This window comes from Pseudomonas argentinensis (assembly GCF_001839655.2).
Lineage (GTDB): Bacteria > Pseudomonadota > Gammaproteobacteria > Pseudomonadales > Pseudomonadaceae > Aquipseudomonas > Aquipseudomonas argentinensis_B.
On record NZ_CP056087.1, the window covers coordinates 1,264,805 to 1,281,085 of the forward strand.

Annotated in this window: 15 protein-coding genes; 4 read left to right on the top strand and 11 right to left on the bottom strand. The window is 64.8% G+C overall.

The genetic code is table 11. The annotated features are described in order from the left end of the window. Positions 1–5: 5 nt before the first annotated feature. The 3 genes from pilV to SA190iCDA_RS05715 form a co-directional block, all read right to left on the bottom strand. On the bottom strand, positions 6–554 hold the full coding sequence (gene pilV / locus SA190iCDA_RS05700; RefSeq protein WP_070884489.1) for a type IV pilus modification protein PilV: 549 nt from the start codon (positions 552–554) through the stop codon (positions 6–8). After that, the gene (locus tag SA190iCDA_RS23225) at positions 551–1,042 is read right to left on the bottom strand and encodes a GspH/FimT family pseudopilin (RefSeq protein ID WP_070884488.1); all 492 of its coding nucleotides are present in this window, start codon (positions 1,040–1,042) and stop codon (positions 551–553) included. Before SA190iCDA_RS23225 ends, pilV begins: the two co-directional genes overlap by 4 nt. A gap of 119 nt (positions 1,043–1,161) precedes the next feature. Continuing rightward, a complete protein-coding gene (locus SA190iCDA_RS05715) occupies positions 1,162–1,668 on the bottom strand; it encodes a GspH/FimT family pseudopilin (RefSeq protein WP_083329723.1) in 507 nt (168 codons plus the stop codon). Positions 1,669–1,763: 95 nt separating this feature from the next. On the opposite strand from SA190iCDA_RS05715, the gene thiO reads away from it, so the two are divergent. Next, positions 1,764–2,873 carry a glycine oxidase ThiO gene (gene thiO / locus SA190iCDA_RS05720; protein ID WP_070884487.1) on the top strand — a complete coding sequence of 370 codons (1,110 nt, stop codon included), beginning with the start codon at positions 1,764–1,766 and terminating at the stop codon, positions 2,871–2,873. Between the two features lie 61 nt (positions 2,874–2,934). Here the strand turns inward: thiO and SA190iCDA_RS05725 are convergent, their stop codons facing one another. From SA190iCDA_RS05725 to SA190iCDA_RS05740, 4 genes are all read right to left on the bottom strand, one after another. Then, complete coding sequence (locus tag SA190iCDA_RS05725; protein ID WP_070884486.1) at positions 2,935–4,272, bottom strand: sigma-54-dependent transcriptional regulator; 1,338 nt, start codon at positions 4,270–4,272, stop codon at positions 2,935–2,937. Between the two features lie 8 nt (positions 4,273–4,280). Further along, positions 4,281–5,873, bottom strand: a complete 1,593-nt coding sequence (locus SA190iCDA_RS05730) for a sensor histidine kinase (protein WP_070884485.1) — start codon at positions 5,871–5,873, stop codon at positions 4,281–4,283. Then, positions 5,863–6,108: a PP0621 family protein gene (locus SA190iCDA_RS05735; RefSeq protein WP_070884484.1), complete on the bottom strand. Its 246-nt coding sequence runs from the start codon at positions 6,106–6,108 to the stop codon at positions 5,863–5,865. The genes SA190iCDA_RS05730 and SA190iCDA_RS05735 overlap by 11 nt, the downstream gene beginning before the upstream one ends. A 145-nt stretch (positions 6,109–6,253) precedes the next feature. Further along, positions 6,254–7,246, bottom strand: a complete 993-nt coding sequence (locus tag SA190iCDA_RS05740) for an outer membrane protein assembly factor BamD (RefSeq protein ID WP_070884483.1) — start codon at positions 7,244–7,246, stop codon at positions 6,254–6,256. Positions 7,247–7,393: 147 nt separating this feature from the next. On the opposite strand from SA190iCDA_RS05740, the gene rluD reads away from it, so the two are divergent. From rluD to clpB, 3 genes are all read left to right on the top strand, one after another. Next, the gene (gene rluD / locus SA190iCDA_RS05745) at positions 7,394–8,368 is read left to right on the top strand and encodes a 23S rRNA pseudouridine(1911/1915/1917) synthase RluD (protein WP_070884482.1); all 975 of its coding nucleotides are present in this window, start codon (positions 7,394–7,396) and stop codon (positions 8,366–8,368) included. Then, positions 8,365–9,105 carry a peptidoglycan editing factor PgeF gene (gene pgeF / locus SA190iCDA_RS05750; RefSeq protein WP_070884481.1) on the top strand — a complete coding sequence of 247 codons (741 nt, stop codon included), beginning with the start codon at positions 8,365–8,367 and terminating at the stop codon, positions 9,103–9,105. The genes rluD and pgeF overlap by 4 nt, the downstream gene beginning before the upstream one ends. Before the next feature lie 221 nt (positions 9,106–9,326). Further along, on the top strand, positions 9,327–11,891 hold the full coding sequence (gene clpB / locus SA190iCDA_RS05755) for an ATP-dependent chaperone ClpB (RefSeq protein ID WP_070884480.1): 2,565 nt from the start codon (positions 9,327–9,329) through the stop codon (positions 11,889–11,891). Between the two features lie 918 nt (positions 11,892–12,809). Here clpB and SA190iCDA_RS05760 read toward each other — a convergent pair. Genes SA190iCDA_RS05760 through SA190iCDA_RS05775 form a run of 4 tightly spaced genes read right to left on the bottom strand, consistent with a single transcriptional unit; the run spans position 12,810 to position 16,260 of the window. Continuing rightward, entirely contained in the window at positions 12,810–13,439 is a 630-nt protein-coding gene (locus tag SA190iCDA_RS05760; RefSeq protein ID WP_070884479.1) for an ABC-type transport auxiliary lipoprotein family protein, read from the bottom strand. Continuing rightward, entirely contained in the window at positions 13,436–14,353 is a 918-nt protein-coding gene (locus SA190iCDA_RS05765; protein ID WP_070884478.1) for an MlaD family protein, read from the bottom strand. Before SA190iCDA_RS05765 ends, SA190iCDA_RS05760 begins: the two co-directional genes overlap by 4 nt. Then, positions 14,354–15,133: an ABC transporter ATP-binding protein gene (locus SA190iCDA_RS05770; protein WP_070884477.1), complete on the bottom strand. Its 780-nt coding sequence runs from the start codon at positions 15,131–15,133 to the stop codon at positions 14,354–14,356. Beyond that, positions 15,130–16,260 (bottom strand): ABC transporter permease, encoded by a 1,131-nt coding sequence (locus SA190iCDA_RS05775; RefSeq protein ID WP_070884476.1) that lies wholly within the window; start codon positions 16,258–16,260, stop codon positions 15,130–15,132. The genes SA190iCDA_RS05770 and SA190iCDA_RS05775 overlap by 4 nt, the downstream gene beginning before the upstream one ends. Positions 16,261–16,281: the final 21 nt, after the last annotated feature.

Here is a 16,281-nt window from a genome sequence, read left to right on the forward strand (position 1 = left end):
TGCCTCTAGAGCTCGCTGCGCAGCCGGTAACGGCAGATTGTCAGATCGGAGTCGGATGCAGCATTGCTATCGAGGCATTCGCCGCTTTTGACTTTCCAAGCCAGCTGAATCTCTATCGCCGATCCATTCGAGCTGCAGGTGCCAACCGCAGCCGAGCGGCAAACATAGAACTCACTGTTGAGAATATCGCTAGCCCCTGGAAGTCGCCTGGCTGCCTCTCTGGCCCAACAGGCCAGTTGCCGCGATGCGATTGTCGAGGTCGTAGCGCAGTTCGCATCCGTTACTGCACCGAAGTCCGCGCCCTTGGCCTTGTAATAGCCTGAAGTGGACTTGGGCAGGCCGTTGGCGCCAAGGGTCTCATTGAGGTTGGCTCGCATAAGCTCCAGCAGATCATCGGCCAGCATTGCGGCTGTGTTTCTCTGCACGGAGTCTTGCGTATAGCCGATGGCACGCCCCTGCAAGGCAATCATGCCAAGGATGCCGATGGTGATGAGAAGGAAGGTGACCAACACTTCGATCATGCTAAAGCCGGTCTGGCGCCTGCGGTTCTTCATGATGTGCAGCTCGTTAATGCGACTGTGTTATTCGCCGCGGTCTTGCCACGCTGTGAGAGGCGGCTGGAGCCTGTTATGGCGACGGCTACCTCATAACCATTGGCAAAGTCGGTGCCGCTGCAGAGCGTAAACTTCGCCGCAGCCGATGCCGTGCCGTCGGGTCTGAACGCCACGCTCGTCGGGTTCGCCGAAACGTTCACGGTGTTGGCGGTGAACGAGCGCAGCGTCGTCGTGGTATTGCCGCTGGTAATACTTGCTGCCCAGACGCCTTGCGTATTGCTGAACGTTACGATGGTGCGGCGCGTCACCGCTTCGCTACGCGCGTAGGCCAGCAAGCTTTGCAGCTCGGCACTGTCCCCCTGAACACGGTTGTTCTTAATCAGGGATGAAAAACTGGGCAGTGCGATTGCAGCGAAAATACCCAATAGGGCAACCACGACCATGAGCTCAATGAGCGTAAAGCCCAGTTGATGGCGATATTTCGGCATGAAAAGATTCCCGAATCCTGAGCCTGCATTTTCGCTTTGCTGCTGAGGGCTTGTCTTAATCCCGTAGACAGACGGATATCCGAAGTGGATGACCGGTTTATAGAGATAGGGCGGGTCGCTCAGGACGACTCGGCTATGCAGCAGGCATTGCCTTCGCTAGGCCTGGCCTGGCGAACACGGCCCTGACGATTTAGGACTAGGTGCCAGCTCGCTATCCCCCCATCACACAATGCGAAGCGCCCGTTACTGGTCGGACTGGTGCCATTCGGATGATAGGTAATAGATTTATCCTGCCTGCTCCAACAGAGGTTTTTTCTTGTGTTCAGCTGGTGCCAGTGTAGCGGCGCATCGTCTGCACTCTTCAGTACCAGCCAATTGCTGCTCCAATCACCATCGCAAATAATCCCGTCCGAGGAACCGCATAGTATGTAGGGGCGATTATTAGTGACGGCATGCATCCTGGTTTGAGATAGATGCGAAAGAAGCAAATTACGCAGTGCTTCGTCTTGATTTTTTTGAATGATGCTGCGTAATTCCGGAATTGCTAGGCTCACTACAATGCTGAGTACTGTCAGAGTGACCAGCAGATCCACTAACCCTACAGCTTTCTGTTGATCTCTATTCATGATGCACCTCCCTATGCGCGTATCATTAGCGGCCTTCCTGGCTGCTTTTTCTGTTTACACCCTCAGGTGTCACTGTCAAGGCATGCCGTCAGGCGATGGGGTGGGTTGTGCGTACGGATGTAATCGTTATCGGCGGTGGGATCATCGGGTTGTTATCGGCGTATCTGCTGGCGGGCGCGGGCAAGCGGGTCACGCTGGTGGATCGCGGGCCGGTCGGGGGAGAGGCGTCCTGGGCGGGGGGCGGAATTGTTTCGCCGCTTTACCCGTGGCGCTATAGCCAGGCGGTAACGGCCCTGGCGCACTGGTCGCAGGATTACTATCCGGGCTTTGGCGAGCGCCTGCTGGCGACCACTGGCATTGATCCCGAAGTGCATGTCACAGGGCTGTACTGGCTGGATCTGGACGACCAGGCCGAAGCGCTGGCCTGGGCGCAACGAGCGAGGCGGCCGCTGCATGAGGTGCCTGTCGAGTCCGCCTATGCCCAGGTCCCTGTACTGGGTGAAGGATTCGAGCGCGCCATTTATATGCCCGGCGTGGCCAATGTGCGTAACCCGCGGCTGGTCAAGGCGCTGCGAGCCGCCCTGCAGAATTTGCCGAACGTTACGCTGCTTGAACACAGCCCGGTGTTGCAGTTTGTCCGTGATGACGAGCGCATAATCGGGGTTCGTACCGCTGAGGGCGAGATGCTGGCCGAGCAGGTGGTTGTCGCTGCTGGAGCCTGGAGCGGGGAGGTTCTGCAGAGCCTCGGGCTGGCGCTGCCCGTGGAGCCGGTCAAGGGGCAGATGATCCTGTTCAAGTGCGCCGAAGACTTCCTGCCGAGCATGGTACTGGCTGGCGGGCGTTATGCGATTCCGCGGCGCGACGGGCACATCCTGGTGGGCAGTACGCTGGAGCATGCCGGCTTCGACAAGACACCAACCGATGAGGCGTTGGCCAGCCTGCGGGCTTCTGCCGAGACGCTGCTACCGGCGTTGCGCGATGCCGAGGTGGTGGGCCACTGGGCCGGACTGCGCCCCGGCTCCCCCGAGGGCATTCCGTTTATTGGTGAGGTGCCGAAGCATCCGGGCTTGTGGCTGAATTGCGGGCATTACCGCAATGGGCTGGTGCTGGCGCCGGCATCCTGCCAGTTGCTGGCGGATCTGATGTTGGGACGCGAGCCGATCATCGACCCGGCACCGTACTCACCGGCGGGGCGCTTGCAGTAAGGGGCGAACTGCCAGATCGCAAGCACCTGGGTATCGCTTCGCTCAACCGCAGGCTACGGTCTCAGTCGATGCCCAGTTTCTTGAGGCGATAGCGCATCGAGCGGAAGCTCAGGCCCAGGCGCTGCGCTGCTGCCGTGCGGTTCCAGCGGGTTTCTTCCAGGGCCTGCATGATCAGCTTGCGTTCGACGTCTTCCAGGTAATCCTCGATATTGTCGATCTGCGCCAGGCTGGCGTCGCCGTTCTCACCAGCCGGCGCGGCGTCCGCCAGGCGCAGGTCGTTGGCGCAGATCACGTCGCCTTCGCACAGGGTGTAGGCGCGCTCCAGCATGTTTTCCAATTCGCGCACGTTGCCGGGGAAGCGGTAGCTCTTGAGCTTCTCCAGCGCCGGGCCGTCGAGCTTGACCGGTGGCAGGCCGATGCCTTCGTTGAGGCGCTTGAGCATCACGTCGGCCAGCAGGGGAATGTCCTCGCGGCGCTCGCGCAGCGGCGGTACGCGCAGCTCGATGACGTTGAGGCGGTAGTAGAGATCCTGGCGGAAGCGGCCGGCCGCCACTTCGGCGGCCAGGTCCTTGTGGGTGGCGCAGAGGATGCGGGTGTCGACCACCACTTCCTGCTGGCCGCCAACGGCGCGGATGGCCTTTTCCTGAATGGCGCGCAGCAGCTTGACCTGCATGGTCAGCGGCAGGTCGGCCACTTCATCGAGGAACAGGCTGCCGCCATTGGCGGCCTGGAACAGGCCCTGTTTGTCTTCGACGGCGCCGGTGAAGCTGCCCTTCTTGTGGCCGAAGAATTCGCTTTCCATCAGCTCGGAGGGAATCGCGCCGCAGTTGACCGGCACGAAGGCACGCTCGCGGCGCGGGCCCTGTTCGTGGATCAGCCGGGCGACCAGTTCCTTGCCGCTGCCCGACTCCCCGCTGATGTACACCGGCGCCTGGCTGCGCGCGAGCTTCTGGATCTGCCCGCGCAGCGCGCGCATCGGTGGCGACTCGCCCAGCAGGCGGCTGCTGCCCGGTGCTTCGCCTTCCTCGGCGGCATGCAGGCGCAGGGCGGTGTTCACCAGTTCGCGCAGGCGGCCCAGGTCGACCGGCTTGGTCAGGAAGTCGAAGGCGCCGGCCTTGAGGGCGTTGATCGCCGTGTCGACGCTGCCGAACGCGGTGATCATCGCCACCGGCGTTTGCGGATGGCGCTGCTGGATATGCTGCACGATGTCCAGGCCGCTGCCGTCGGGCAGGCGCATGTCGGTCAGGCACAGGTCGAACGGCTCCTTGGCCAGCCACTCGCGTGCTTCCTTGACGTTGCGGGCGCTGCGGGTGTCGAGTTTCATGCGCCCGAGGGTGATCTCCAGCAGTTCGCGGATATCGGGTTCGTCGTCGACAATCAGGGCTCTCTGGCGATTCATCAGGTCGTTCAGCTCAGTTTTCGCGGATGCGCGAAGGTGATACGGAAGCAGGCGCCGCCGCCTTCGCGTGGTTGATAGTGAAGATGAGCCTGGTTGCTTTCGCAAAGCTCGCGGGAAATATACAGGCCCAGGCCGGTGCCTTTGTTCTCCGTGGTATAGAACGGCTCGAAGATGTGATGCAGTTGGTCTGCCGGCACCCCGGCGCCGTCATCGAGTACCTCGAGCACCGGCAGATCGCTGCGCGGGTCGCGAAACAGCTTCAGCCACACCTGGCCCTTGGGGTTGAGCTTGGCGCTGTGGCGCAGGCCGTTCTGTACCAGATTGGTGATGACCTGGTTGAGCTGGTTGGGGTCCATGCGCGTCTGGATGCTGCTGCCTTCGATGGCCAGGTGCAGCACCTTGGAGGCCGGGGCGGTGCTGCGGAACTCGGCGGCGAAACGGTGCAGCCAGTACTTGAGGTCGAGCAGTTGCGGCTCGGCCTGGCGGCGCCGTGACAGCTGCAGCACGTTCTCGATGATCAGGTTCATGCGCCGCGAGTGGTCCTGGATGATCTGCGCCAGGCGCTGATCCGGCCCGTGCAGGTCTTCGGACTCCTGCAGCAGCTGCGCCGCATGGCTGATGGCGCCCAGGGGGTTGCGAATCTCGTGGGCGATGCCGGCGGTCAGTCGGCCGAGGGCCACCAGCTTGAGTTGCTGGGCCTGCTGGGCGATCTGCGAGATGTCGTCGAGCAGGATCAGGATATGCCGCTGGCCGCCGCGCTGCAGCGCGATGAAGCTGGGCTGCAGGGTCGGGCCGTCGCTGAGCGTCTGCAGGCTGGCCGGGCGCAGGCTGCTGTTTTCCTGCCAGTGTTGCAAGCGCTTGACCAGCTCGGTGCAGTGCGGGTCAAGAATCTTGCCCGCCAGGTTCTGCTGGCCCAGCAAGCCCAGCGCCGCCTGGTTGGCCAGCAGCACGCGGCGCTGTTCGTCCACCACCAGAATGCCGGTGCGCATGCGCTGCAGGATCAGGTTGTTGAGGGTTTCCAGGTCCGCGACGTCGGCGGCGCGTTGTTCGGCCAGTCTCTCACTGACCTGCAGGCGCCGGGTCAGGCCCTGTACGAACAGTGCCGCAGCGAAGCACAGCGCGCCCAGTGCACCGACCTGCACATACTGGCTGCTGGCCTGGGGGTGGTTGAGGCTCAGGTAGAAGGTCAGGTAGATCATGCCGATCGCGGCGGCAGCGGCGATCAGTACGCCGAAGCGACCGCGCAGCAGGATGTTGGCGATCGCCACGGAGACGATCAGCAGGTTGCCGATGCCGCTCGGCGTGCCGCCCCCTGCGTAGAACAGCGCCGAGAGCAGCATCACGTCGCCCAGCGCCACGGCGAATACCGGCAGCAGGCGATCGGGCGTATGGATGGTCAGCGCGATCAGGATGTTGAGCGTCAGGTAGACCCAGCTGGCGCCGCGAAACAGCGGCACGTGGGCCAGCTCCAGCAACTCGGAGTCGAGGTTGGCCGACACCAGCAGCACCAGCACCACGCCGATGACCAGGCGGTAGAGGTGGTACAGCCGGAAGATACGATGCCCCTGGGGGCCTCGTACCGCGAGGGCGCTATTGGGCACCGGGCTTGGGGCCTTGTTCCAGGTGGGCCTGGCTGCAGTACCAGCGTTGCGCCAGTTGTACGGCGTGCTGTTGCGGCGTGTGCACGCCGCAGTGGGCGCAGCGCACCATGGGCGCGGGATTATCCGAGGGCGGTGTGGCCTTCTGGCGCTGGCGGGAGGCACTGACATAGCGCCGCCACAGCCAGATGGCGGCAAAGATGATGGCAATCCAGAACAGCAGGCGGAACAGGCCCATGGCGCTCTCTTCGTGTCGAGGGATGGGGCAGTTTAGCTAAGGACGCCCTGGGCGGACAGTTACCCGGTCAGCGTTTTTGCGGGGCCAGAAAGCACGATGCCAGTCGCTTGACTGGCATCGTTGGCAGAACGGCTGAAACTGGGTCTTAGTCGAACAGACCAAAGGTCATGTAGCTGAACCACGAGCGCTTGGGCGCCTGTTGCTCCTCACCCTGCTCGGCGGATTTCAGCTCTGCCGGCATCTGGTCGACCGCTTCCTGATACTGGCGCTGCACGTCCTGGCTGGCCTGGGTCTGGCTCGGTGGCGGCGGCACGTCGCTTTCGATCAGGCCCAGGGTGGCCTTGGCCAGCCACGAGCGCTCGTCGGCAGCTTCTTCACGCGGCACGAACTCGCCGTTTTCCAGGCTCGGGTGATCCGGGTAGTTGAGCTTCAGGGTTTCCAGGCTGGTAGCGGCCAGGTCGTCCAGGGTCAGGCGCTGATAGGCCTCGACCATCACGGCCAGGCCGTCGCCGACCGATGGGGTTTCCTGGAAGTTTTCCACCACGTAGCGGCCGCGGTTGGCAGCGGCCACATAGGCGTGGCGGGTCAGGTAATAGTGGGCCACGTGGACTTCGTAGGCGGCCAGCAGGTTGCGCAGGTAGATCATGCGCTGCTTGGCGTCCGGGGCATAACGGCTGTTGGGGTAACGGTTGGTGAGCTGAGCGAACTCGTTGTAGGAGTCGCGGGCGGCGCCCGGGTCACGCTTGGTCATGTCCAGCGGCAGGAAGCGGGCGACGATGCCGCGGTCCTGGTCGAACGAGGCCAGGCCCTTCAGGTAGTAGGCGTAGTCGACGTTCGGGTGCTGCGGGTGCAGGCGGATGAAGCGCTCGGCAGCGGCACGGGCGGCTTCCGGCTCGGCGTTCTTGTAGTTGGCGTAGATCAGCTCGAGCTGCGACTGCTCGGCATAGCGGCCGAAGGGGTAACGCGATTCGAGGGCCTTGAGCTTGGTCACGGCGCTGGTGTAGCTGCCATTGTCCAGGTCTTGCTGAGCCTGCTGGTAGAGTTCTGCCTCGCTGAGGTTTTCGTCCAGTACTTCCTTGGACGAACAGGCGGCGGTGAGGGCGAGGATGGCGATCAGCAGCAGGTGTTTCACTTGCATGGCGGCTTGCGTCCCTGGGACGGCGGCTGTCTTGGGCAGGGCCGTCCTGTTATGATGAGCGCCCCCGGTACCCCTGGGGCAAAGACGCCGTATTTAACCACAAGCGTGTAGCCGAAACCAAAGGCTATGCCCCCGCCGTTGCCGAGCATGTCATCTATTAATAAGCAGGCCATTGAGTTAACCGCCGAGGTCCCCGCCGATCTGGGCGGTCAGCGCCTCGACCAAGTCGCCGCCCAGCTGTTCGCCGAGCACTCGCGCTCGCGTCTTTCCGGCTGGATCAAGGAGGGCAACCTGACCGTCGACGGCCAGGTGCTGCGTCCGCGCGATATCGTCCACGGCGGCGCCGTGCTGGCGCTGGCCGCCGAGCAGGAAGCCCAGGGCGAGTGGATCGCCCAGGACATCGAGCTCGATATCGTCTACGAGGACGAGCAGATCCTGGTGATCGACAAGCCTGCCGGGCTGGTCGTGCACCCGGCTGCCGGGCATGCCGACGGCACCCTGCTCAATGCCCTGCTGCACCACGTGCCGGACATCGTCAACGTGCCACGCGCCGGCATCGTGCACCGCCTGGACAAGGACACCACCGGCCTGATGGTAGTCGCCAAGACCATCGAGGCGCAGACCCGCCTGGTCGATCAACTGCAGAAGCGCACCGTGAGCCGCATCTACGAATGCATCGTCATCGGGGTGATCACCTCGGGCGGCAAGATCAACGCGCCGATCGGCCGCAGCTCGTCCCAGCGTCAGCGCATGGCCGTGACCGATGGCGGCAAGCCGGCGGTCAGCCATTACCGTGTGCTCGAGCGTTTCCGCTCGCACACCCATGCACGGGTCAAGCTGGAAACCGGGCGCACCCACCAGATCCGCGTGCACATGAGCCATATCGGTTTCCCGCTGGTGGGCGACCCGGTGTATGCCGGGCGCTTCCGCATTCCGCCGGCTGCCAGCCAGACCATGGTGCAGAACCTCAAGGAGTTCCCGCGCCAGGCCCTGCATGCGCGCTTCCTGGAGCTGGATCATCCGATCTCCGGTGAGCGCATGAAGTGGCAATCGCCGCTGCCCGATGACTTCGTCTGGTTGCTGACCCTGCTGCGCCAGGATCGCGAGGCGTTCATCGGATGAGTGACAAGGCCCATGACTGGCTGACGCCTCATTGGCCGGCGCCCGAGTGGGTACGCGCCTGCGTGACCACCCGGGCTGGCGGTGTGAGCGCGGCGCCGTACGACAGCTTCAACCTGGCCGCCCATGTCGAGGACGACCCGGCAGCGGTGGCCAAGAATCGCCAGCGCCTGGTCAGCCAGCTCGGCTGTCGCCCGGCCTGGCTGCAGCAGGTGCACGGCATTGCCGTCGCCCAGGCCGACCCGGAAACGCTGGTCGAGGCCGACGCCAGCTGGACGGCGACACCCGGCATCGCCGCCACGGTGATGACCGCCGATTGCCTGCCCGTGCTGTTCTGCGACCGCGCCGGCAGCCGCGTGGGCGCCGCCCATGCCGGCTGGCGTGGCCTGGCAAGCGGCGTGCTGGAAGCCACCCTGGAGGCACTGGCCATCGACGCTGACGACGTGCTCGTCTGGCTGGGCCCGGCCATCGGCCCCCAGGCCTTCGAGGTCGGCGCCGAGGTGCGCGAGGCCTTCGTCAGCCAGCACGCCCAGGCGGCCGGCGCGTTCATGCCGAGCCAGAATGCCGGGCGCTTCATGGCCGATATCTACCAGCTGGCGCGCATCCGCCTGGCGGCGCGTGGCATCAATGCCGTATACGGCGGCGGCTTCTGCACCGTCAGCGATGCGCGCTTCTATTCCTACCGTCGTGCGGCCCGGACCGGACGCTTCGCCTCGCTGATCTGGCTGGCGGATCGCTGATCGGCTTGCGCCGCGCTCAACCAGGGCTGGTGAGCTATCCGCAGCCTGGCGTTGAGCGCAGCGATACCTAGGGCAACCCGTTCGGCACCGCTGCTGACCGCGATCAAACCGCCTCCCGCTTGAAACCCGCACAATCGGCCTCATCTATGCTGCATCTCGGCAGGTTCTTCAGTTAGGCGCATTCATCGCGCTGGCCTGCCTCCAAGAGGAAGGATGACGCCATGCGAATCGACCGTTTGACCAGCAAGTTGCAACTTGCCCTTTCCGATGCCCAGTCCCTGGCCGTCGGCCACGATCATCCCGCCATCGAGCCGCTGCACCTGATGCAGGCGCTGCTCGACCAGCAGGGCGGTTCCATTCGCCCGCTGCTGATGCAGGTGGGCTTCGATGTGAACAGCCTGCGCCAGGCCTTGAGCAAAGAGCTCGACCAATTGCCCAAGATCCAGAACCCCACCGGCGACGTCAGCCTGTCCCAGGATCTGGCGCGCCTGCTCAACCAGGCCGACCGCCTGTCGCAGCAGAAGGGTGATCAGTTCATCTCCAGCGAACTGCTGCTGCTCGCCGCCATGGACGAGAACACCAGGCTCGGCAAGCTGCTGCTCGCCCAGGGCGTGAGCCGCAAGGCGCTGGAAAACGCGGTGAACAACCTGCGTGGCGGCGATGCGGTCAACGACCCGAACATCGAGGAATCGCGCCAGGCGCTCGACAAGTACACCGTCGACCTGACCAAGCGTGCCGAAGAGGGCAAACTCGACCCGGTGATCGGCCGTGACGACGAGATCCGCCGTACCATCCAGGTGCTGCAGCGCCGCACCAAGAACAACCCGGTACTGATCGGCGAGCCTGGCGTCGGCAAGACCGCCATTGCCGAGGGCCTGGCCCAGCGTATCGTCAACGGCGAAGTGCCGGACGGCCTCAAGGACAAGCGCCTGCTGTCCCTGGATATGGGCGCGCTGATCGCCGGCGCCAAGTTCCGCGGCGAGTTCGAGGAGCGCCTCAAGGCGGTGCTCAACGAGCTGTCCAAGCAGGAAGGCCGGGTGATCCTGTTCATCGACGAGCTGCACACCATGGTCGGCGCCGGCAAGGCCGAGGGCGCCATGGACGCCGGCAACATGCTCAAGCCGTCCCTGGCCCGCGGCGAGCTGCACTGCGTGGGCGCCACCACGCTGAACGAGTACCGCCAGTTCATCGAGAAGGACGCCGCCCTGGAGCGCCGCTTCCAGAAGGTGCTGGTCGACGAGCCGAGCGAGGAAGACACCATCGCCATCCTGCGCGGCCTCAAGGAGCGCTACGAGGTGCACCACAAGGTGGCCATCACCGACGGGGCGATCATCGCCGCGGCCAAGCTCAGCCACCGCTATATCACCGACCGCCAGCTGCCGGACAAGGCCATCGACCTGATCGACGAAGCCGCCAGCCGCATCCGCATGGAGATCGACTCCAAGCCCGAGGTGCTCGATCGCCTGGATCGCCGCCTGATCCAGCTCAAGGTCGAAGCCCAGGCGCTGAAGAAGGAAGAAGACGAAGCGGCCAAGAAGCGCTTCGTCAAACTGCAGGAAGACATCGCCAAGCTGGAGAAGGAATACGCCGATCTGGAAGACATCTGGAAGTCGGAAAAAGCCGAAGTCCAGGGCTCGGCGCAGATCCAGCAGCGTATCGAACAGGCCAAGACCGAGCTCGAAGCGGCCCGCCGCAAGGGCGACCTCAACCGCATGGCCGAGCTGCAGTACGGGGTGATTCCCGATCTGGAGCGCAGCCTGCAGATGGTCGACCAGCACGGCACCACGGAAAACCAGCTGCTGCGCAGCAAGGTTACCGAGGAGGAAATCGCCGAGGTGGTTTCCAAGTGGACCGGTATCCCGGTAGCCAAGATGCTCGAAGGCGAGCGCGACAAGCTGCTGAAGATGGAAGGCCTGCTGCACCAGCGCGTGATCGGCCAGGACGAGGCCGTGGTGGCGGTGGCCAACGCCGTGCGCCGCTCCCGTGCCGGGCTGTCGGATCCGAACCGGCCCAGCGGCTCGTTCCTGTTCCTCGGCCCCACCGGGGTGGGCAAGACCGAGCTGTGCAAGGCGCTGGCCGAGTTCCTGTTCGACACCGAAGACGCCCTGGTGCGCATCGACATGTCCGAGTTCATGGAGAAGCACTCCGTGGCCCGTCTGATCGGTGCGCCGCCGGGCTACGTCGGCTACGAGGAGGGCGGTTACCTGACCGAGGCGGTACGCCGCAAACCCTACTCGGTGGTGCTGATGGACGAGGTGGAAAAGGCCCATCCGGACGTGTTCAACGTGCTGCTGCAGGTGCTAGAAGATGGCCGCCTGACCGACAGCCATGGCCGCACCGTGGACTTCAAGAACACGGTGATCGTGATGACCTCCAACCTGGGCTCGGCGCAGATCCAGGAGCTGGTCGGCGACCGCGAGGCGCAGCGCGCGGCAGTGATGGATGCGGTGGGCAACCACTTCCGGCCTGAGTTCGTGAACCGCATCGACGAGGTGGTGGTGTTCGAGCCCCTGGCCCGCGAGCAGATCGCCGGTATCGCGCGCATCCAGCTCAGCCGCCTGCTGCAGCGCCTGGCCGAACGCGACCTGAGCCTGGAGCTGAGCGACGAGGCGATGGACAAGCTGATTGCCGTGGGCTACGACCCGGTCTACGGCGCGCGACCGCTGAAGCGCGCCATCCAGCGCTGGATCGAGAACCCGCTGGCGCAGATGATTCTGGCCGGCAAGTTCAGCCCCGGCAGCACGGTGACCGGCAAGGTCGAAAACGACGAGATCGTATTCGTCTAAAGCCAGCATTGCAGCAAAAAAGAACGGCCGGTGTGAGTGATCACGCCGGCCGTTTTTAGTGGGCGTACAGGCTAGAGCAGAGTCGTAATGCGATATCAGGCAACTGCGCAATCCTGTGGGAAGGGGCGGGGACGCCTGGTCCATGCCCGTGACTGTTTCGCGGGCATGGCCCGCTCCCACAATGAATTGCAAACGCCGTGATCAGTGGGTAGGGTGGACGACGCTTCATCCGTCCACCAATTGGTAACCGCCGCGGTGGATGAAAACAGCGTCAGCTACGCGCCCCGATCCACCCTAGATGGCTACGAGCAGGAGCACGGCTAGCAAAGCGATGACGGGCCGCTGCATCCCTGCGGGATCAGGCGGGGACGCCTGGTCCAAGCCCAGGCTTTTTCGCGGGCATGGCCCGCTCCCACAATGAATTGCAAGCGCCGTGATCAGTGGGTAGGGTGGACGACGCTTCATCCGTCCACCAATTGGTAACCGCCGCGGTGGATGAAACAGCGTCAGCTACGCGCCCCGATCCACCCTGCATGGCTACGAGCAGGAGCACGGCTAGCAAAGCGATGACGGGGCGCTGCATCCCTGTGGGAACGGGCGGGGACGCCTGGTCCAAGCCCATGGCTTTTTCGCGGGCATGGCCCGCTCCTACAATGAATGGCAAGCGCCGTGATCAGTGGGTAGGGTGGACGACGCTTCATCCGTCCACCAATTGGTAACCGCCGCGGTGGATGAAACAGCGTCAGCTACGCGCCCCGATCCACCCTAGATGGCTACGAGCAGGAGCACGGCTAGCAAAGCGATGACGGGCCGCTGTATCCCTGTGGGAACGGGCGGGACGCCTGGTCCAAGCCCATGGCTTTTTCGCGGGCATGGCCCGCTTCCACCATGGATTGCAAACGCCGTGATCAGTGATGATCAGGGCTTGCTGCTAGCCGGCGCATTGCGCCGGCCTTCCTGCACCACCCAATCCAGCATCTGCCGCGACAGCTGGTCATTGGCGATGCCGAAGGTCTTGACCACCGACTCCACCGCCGTGTCACTAGCGATCTGGCGGACCTCGAAGCGGCGGCTGGCGAGGATGCGCTGGTTTCCGGCCTGCACCAGACGCGCATCGAGCAGGATATGCACTTCGGGTCGGCCGTTGCGGTACTCGCTCTGGAAGGCGCGCAGGTCGCTGCTCAGCTCCAGGTCGGCCTGCAGGCGGCTGTCGTCGCTGCTGACGGCGCCGATGCGGCCGTCGTCGAGAAAGGCGCTGATCAGCCGGTCGCGAAACAGCGCAGGCGCGCGGTCGCTCCAGCGTGCGCCCTGATAGGCGCTGATCCGGTCGCCTTGCGGCAGCACGGCGATGCGCGGGCTGTCCAGCAACTGGCTGCTCTGCGGGCGATTGACCCGTAACGACCAGCTTTCCCGCGGCGCCTCGGCGGCGCGGACCGGCAGGTTGCTCGGCAGCAGGTACACATCGAGCGCCTCGCCCGTGGGAATAATCGAGCAGGCGCTGAGCAGGCCGGTCAGCAGCAGGGCGCCGGCGGTGGCGAGTGCCTTCATGGTTGAAACTCCTTGATGCTGTCGCTGCGCAGCAGATAGCCGGCCGGGTCTTCCTCCAGGCGCCGCGAGAAGGAGCGTAGCGAGCCCAGGGTGTCCCGCAGCTCGTTGATCGCCGGGCCCAGTTCGCCGATGCCCTGCATGCCGCCGTCGAGGGCCGCGCGGTTGTCCTGCAGCAGTTGTTCGATATTGCTGCTGCTGCGCTCCAGCGAGGCGGCCAGGCGCTCGGCGCTCTCCAGGGTGTTCTGCGCCGGGCCGCTGAACACCCGGTTGGCGTTGTTCATCAGGGCGCTGGCCTCGCGTCCCGCGGCGGCCATTTGCGCGAGGGCTTCGCGCAGCTCTTCGCGTTGCTCGGACACACTGGCGGTGATCTGCTCCAGGTTATGCAGGGTCTTGGCGATGTTCTCGGTGTTCTCCCGGGAGAACATGGCGTTGGCGCGGTCGAGCAGGCGGGTCACGCTGATCATCAGGTCCTCGCCGTTGGCCATCAGCCGCGACAGCGGGGAGCGGTCGGCGATGATCACCGGCGTGCGACCATCGCGGGCTTTCAGCGCCGGGCTTTCGGGCGAGCCGCCGTGCAGCTGGATCACCGCACCGCCGGTGATATTGGTGATGGTCAGGCGCGCGCGGGTATCTTCCTTGATCGGCGTGGTGCCGGTGATGCGGATATTGGCGTGTACCTTGCGCGGGTCCTGCGGGTCTAGGGTCAGGCTGGTGACGTCGCCGACGCGGATGCCGCTGTACTGCACCGCGCTACCCTGGGAAAGGCCGCTGACCGCTTCGGTGAAGATCACCTCGTAGTAGTTGAACTGCTTGTCGGCGCTGGTCTTGCCCAGCCACAGGGCGAACACCAGGATGGCGCTGACGATCGCCACCGTGAACATGCCGATCAAGACGTGATGGGCGCGTGGTTCCATTCAGCTAATCCTCGCTGCAGCCTGTTCGGCCGCGCGTCCGCGCGGGCCATGGAAGTAGTCGTGTATCCAGGGATCGTCGGTGGCGGCGACCACGTCCAGCGTGTCGGCCACCAGCACCCGCTTCTGTGACAACACGGCCACGCGGTCGCACAGGGTGTAGAGCGTATCCAGGTCGTGGGTGACCAGAAACACGCTGAGCCCGAGGGCGTCGCGCAGGGTGCGGATCAGCTGGTCGAAGGCCGCCGCGCCGATCGGGTCGAGGCCTGCGGTCGGCTCGTCGAGAAACAGGATGTCCGGCTCCAGCGCCAGGGCGCGGGCCAGGGCGGCGCGCTTGACCATGCCGCCGGACAGCTCGGTCGGGTACTTGTCGCCGGCGTGGGCCGGCAGGCCGACCAGCGCCACCTTGGACTCGGCCAGGCGCTCGGCCTGGGCGCGAGTGAGGCCCGCATGCTCGATCAATGGCAGGGCGATGTTCTCCAGCACGGTGAGCGACGAGAACAGCGCGCCGCGCTGGTAGAGCACGCCGAAGCGGCGCTCCAGCTCGGAGCGGCGCCCTGCGGGCAGGGTCAGCAGGTCTTCGCCGAATACCCGCACGTTTCCGGCATTCGGCTCGCGCAGGCCAACGATGGTGCGCAGCAGTACCGACTTGCCGGTACCCGAGCCACCCACCACGCCGAGTACCTCGCCGCGGTAGAGATCCAGGTCCAGGTGCTGGTGCACCACCTGCGGGCCAAACCGGTTGGTCAGGTCGCGGACCTGGATGATCGCTTCGCCACTCACCAGCCCATCTCCATCAGGAACAGTGCGGCCACCGCATCGACCACGATGACCACGAAGATCGACTGCACCACGCTCGAGGTGGTGCGTTCGCCCACCGACTGCGCGCTGCCGGTGACCTTGAAGCCTTCCAGGCAGCCGATCACCGCGATCAGGAAGGCGAAGATCGGCGCCTTGCCCATGCCGACCAGAAAATGCGTGAGCGGGATGTTTTCCTGCAGCAGGTACAGGAACATCGACGGCGAGATATCCAGCGTGATCAGGCACACCATGGCGCCGCCGAGCATGCCGCAGAGCATGGCGACGAAGGTCAGCAGCGGCAGGGCGATCAGCATGGCGAACACCCGCGGCAGCACCAGCAATTCCATGGGGTCGAGGCCCAGGGTGCGGATCGCGTCGATCTCCTCGTTGGCCTTCATCGAGCCAATCTGCGCGGTGAAGGCGCTCGCGGTACGGCCGGCCATGAGGATGGCGGTCAGCAGCACGCCGAACTCGCGCAGAAAGGAAAACGCCACCAGGTCGACCGTGTAGATGGTCGCGCCGAAGTCCCGCAGGATGGTGGCGCCGAGAAAGGCCACCACGGCGCCGACCAGAAAGGTCAGCAGGGCGATGATCGGCACGGCGTTGAGGCCGATCTGCTCGAGGTGCGAGGCCAGCGACGTCAGGCGCCAGCGGCGCGGGTTGAGCAGGATCAGCAGCATGCTGCTGAGGGTCAGGCCGACGAAGCCCAGAAGGCCCACGGCCTTGTGCCAGACGCCTTCGACCACCTCGCCGATATGCCCGAAGAACTCGCGCCAACTGGAACGGCGCACGTGCTCGACCAGCTGCTGATTCTGCAGCATGGCCGTGGCGACGGTGTGCAACAGGGCGCGGCGCTCGTCACTGAGCGCACCCTCGGGCAGCAGCCCGATCAGCCGCTCGGCGCCCAGCAACTCGACCAGCAGGCTGGCACCGGCGGTGTCCAGGGCGTCGAGTTCGCTGAGGTCGATACGGCAGTGTTCATCCAGCGCCGGCCGAGCCCCGTCGACCTGAGGCAGCAGCGCGGCATAGTGGGCGAGCGTCCAGTCGCCACCTGGCTTCAGCGCATCGGCGTCGGCAGTGGGCAGGCTGATGTAGGGCGATTGGGTCATGGGCGACAGCTTAGCGCTCGA

Excerpts from the sequence above, each read along its gene's own strand:
- SA190iCDA_RS05725 (WP_070884486.1), bottom strand. The coding sequence starts at position 4,272 with ATGAATCGCCAGAGAGCCCTGATTGTCGACGACGAACCCGATATCCGC.
- SA190iCDA_RS05775 (WP_070884476.1), bottom strand. The coding sequence starts at position 16,260 with ATGACCCAATCGCCCTACATCAGCCTGCCCACTGCCGACGCCGATGCG.
- pgeF (WP_070884481.1), top strand. The coding sequence starts at position 8,365 with ATGAGTGACAAGGCCCATGACTGGCTGACGCCTCATTGGCCGGCGCCC.
- SA190iCDA_RS05740 (WP_070884483.1), bottom strand. The coding sequence starts at position 7,246 with ATGCAAGTGAAACACCTGCTGCTGATCGCCATCCTCGCCCTCACCGCC.
- rluD (WP_070884482.1), top strand. The coding sequence starts at position 7,394 with ATGTCATCTATTAATAAGCAGGCCATTGAGTTAACCGCCGAGGTCCCC.
- pilV (WP_070884489.1), bottom strand. The coding sequence starts at position 554 with ATGAAGAACCGCAGGCGCCAGACCGGCTTTAGCATGATCGAAGTGTTG.
- clpB (WP_070884480.1), top strand. The coding sequence starts at position 9,327 with ATGCGAATCGACCGTTTGACCAGCAAGTTGCAACTTGCCCTTTCCGAT.
- SA190iCDA_RS05760 (WP_070884479.1), bottom strand. The coding sequence starts at position 13,439 with ATGAAGGCACTCGCCACCGCCGGCGCCCTGCTGCTGACCGGCCTGCTC.
- thiO (WP_070884487.1), top strand. The coding sequence starts at position 1,764 with ATGGGGTGGGTTGTGCGTACGGATGTAATCGTTATCGGCGGTGGGATC.
- SA190iCDA_RS05715 (WP_083329723.1), bottom strand. The coding sequence starts at position 1,668 with ATGAATAGAGATCAACAGAAAGCTGTAGGGTTAGTGGATCTGCTGGTC.
- SA190iCDA_RS23225 (WP_070884488.1), bottom strand. The coding sequence starts at position 1,042 with ATGCCGAAATATCGCCATCAACTGGGCTTTACGCTCATTGAGCTCATG.
- SA190iCDA_RS05735 (WP_070884484.1), bottom strand. The coding sequence starts at position 6,108 with ATGGGCCTGTTCCGCCTGCTGTTCTGGATTGCCATCATCTTTGCCGCC.
- SA190iCDA_RS05765 (WP_070884478.1), bottom strand. The coding sequence starts at position 14,353 with ATGGAACCACGCGCCCATCACGTCTTGATCGGCATGTTCACGGTGGCG.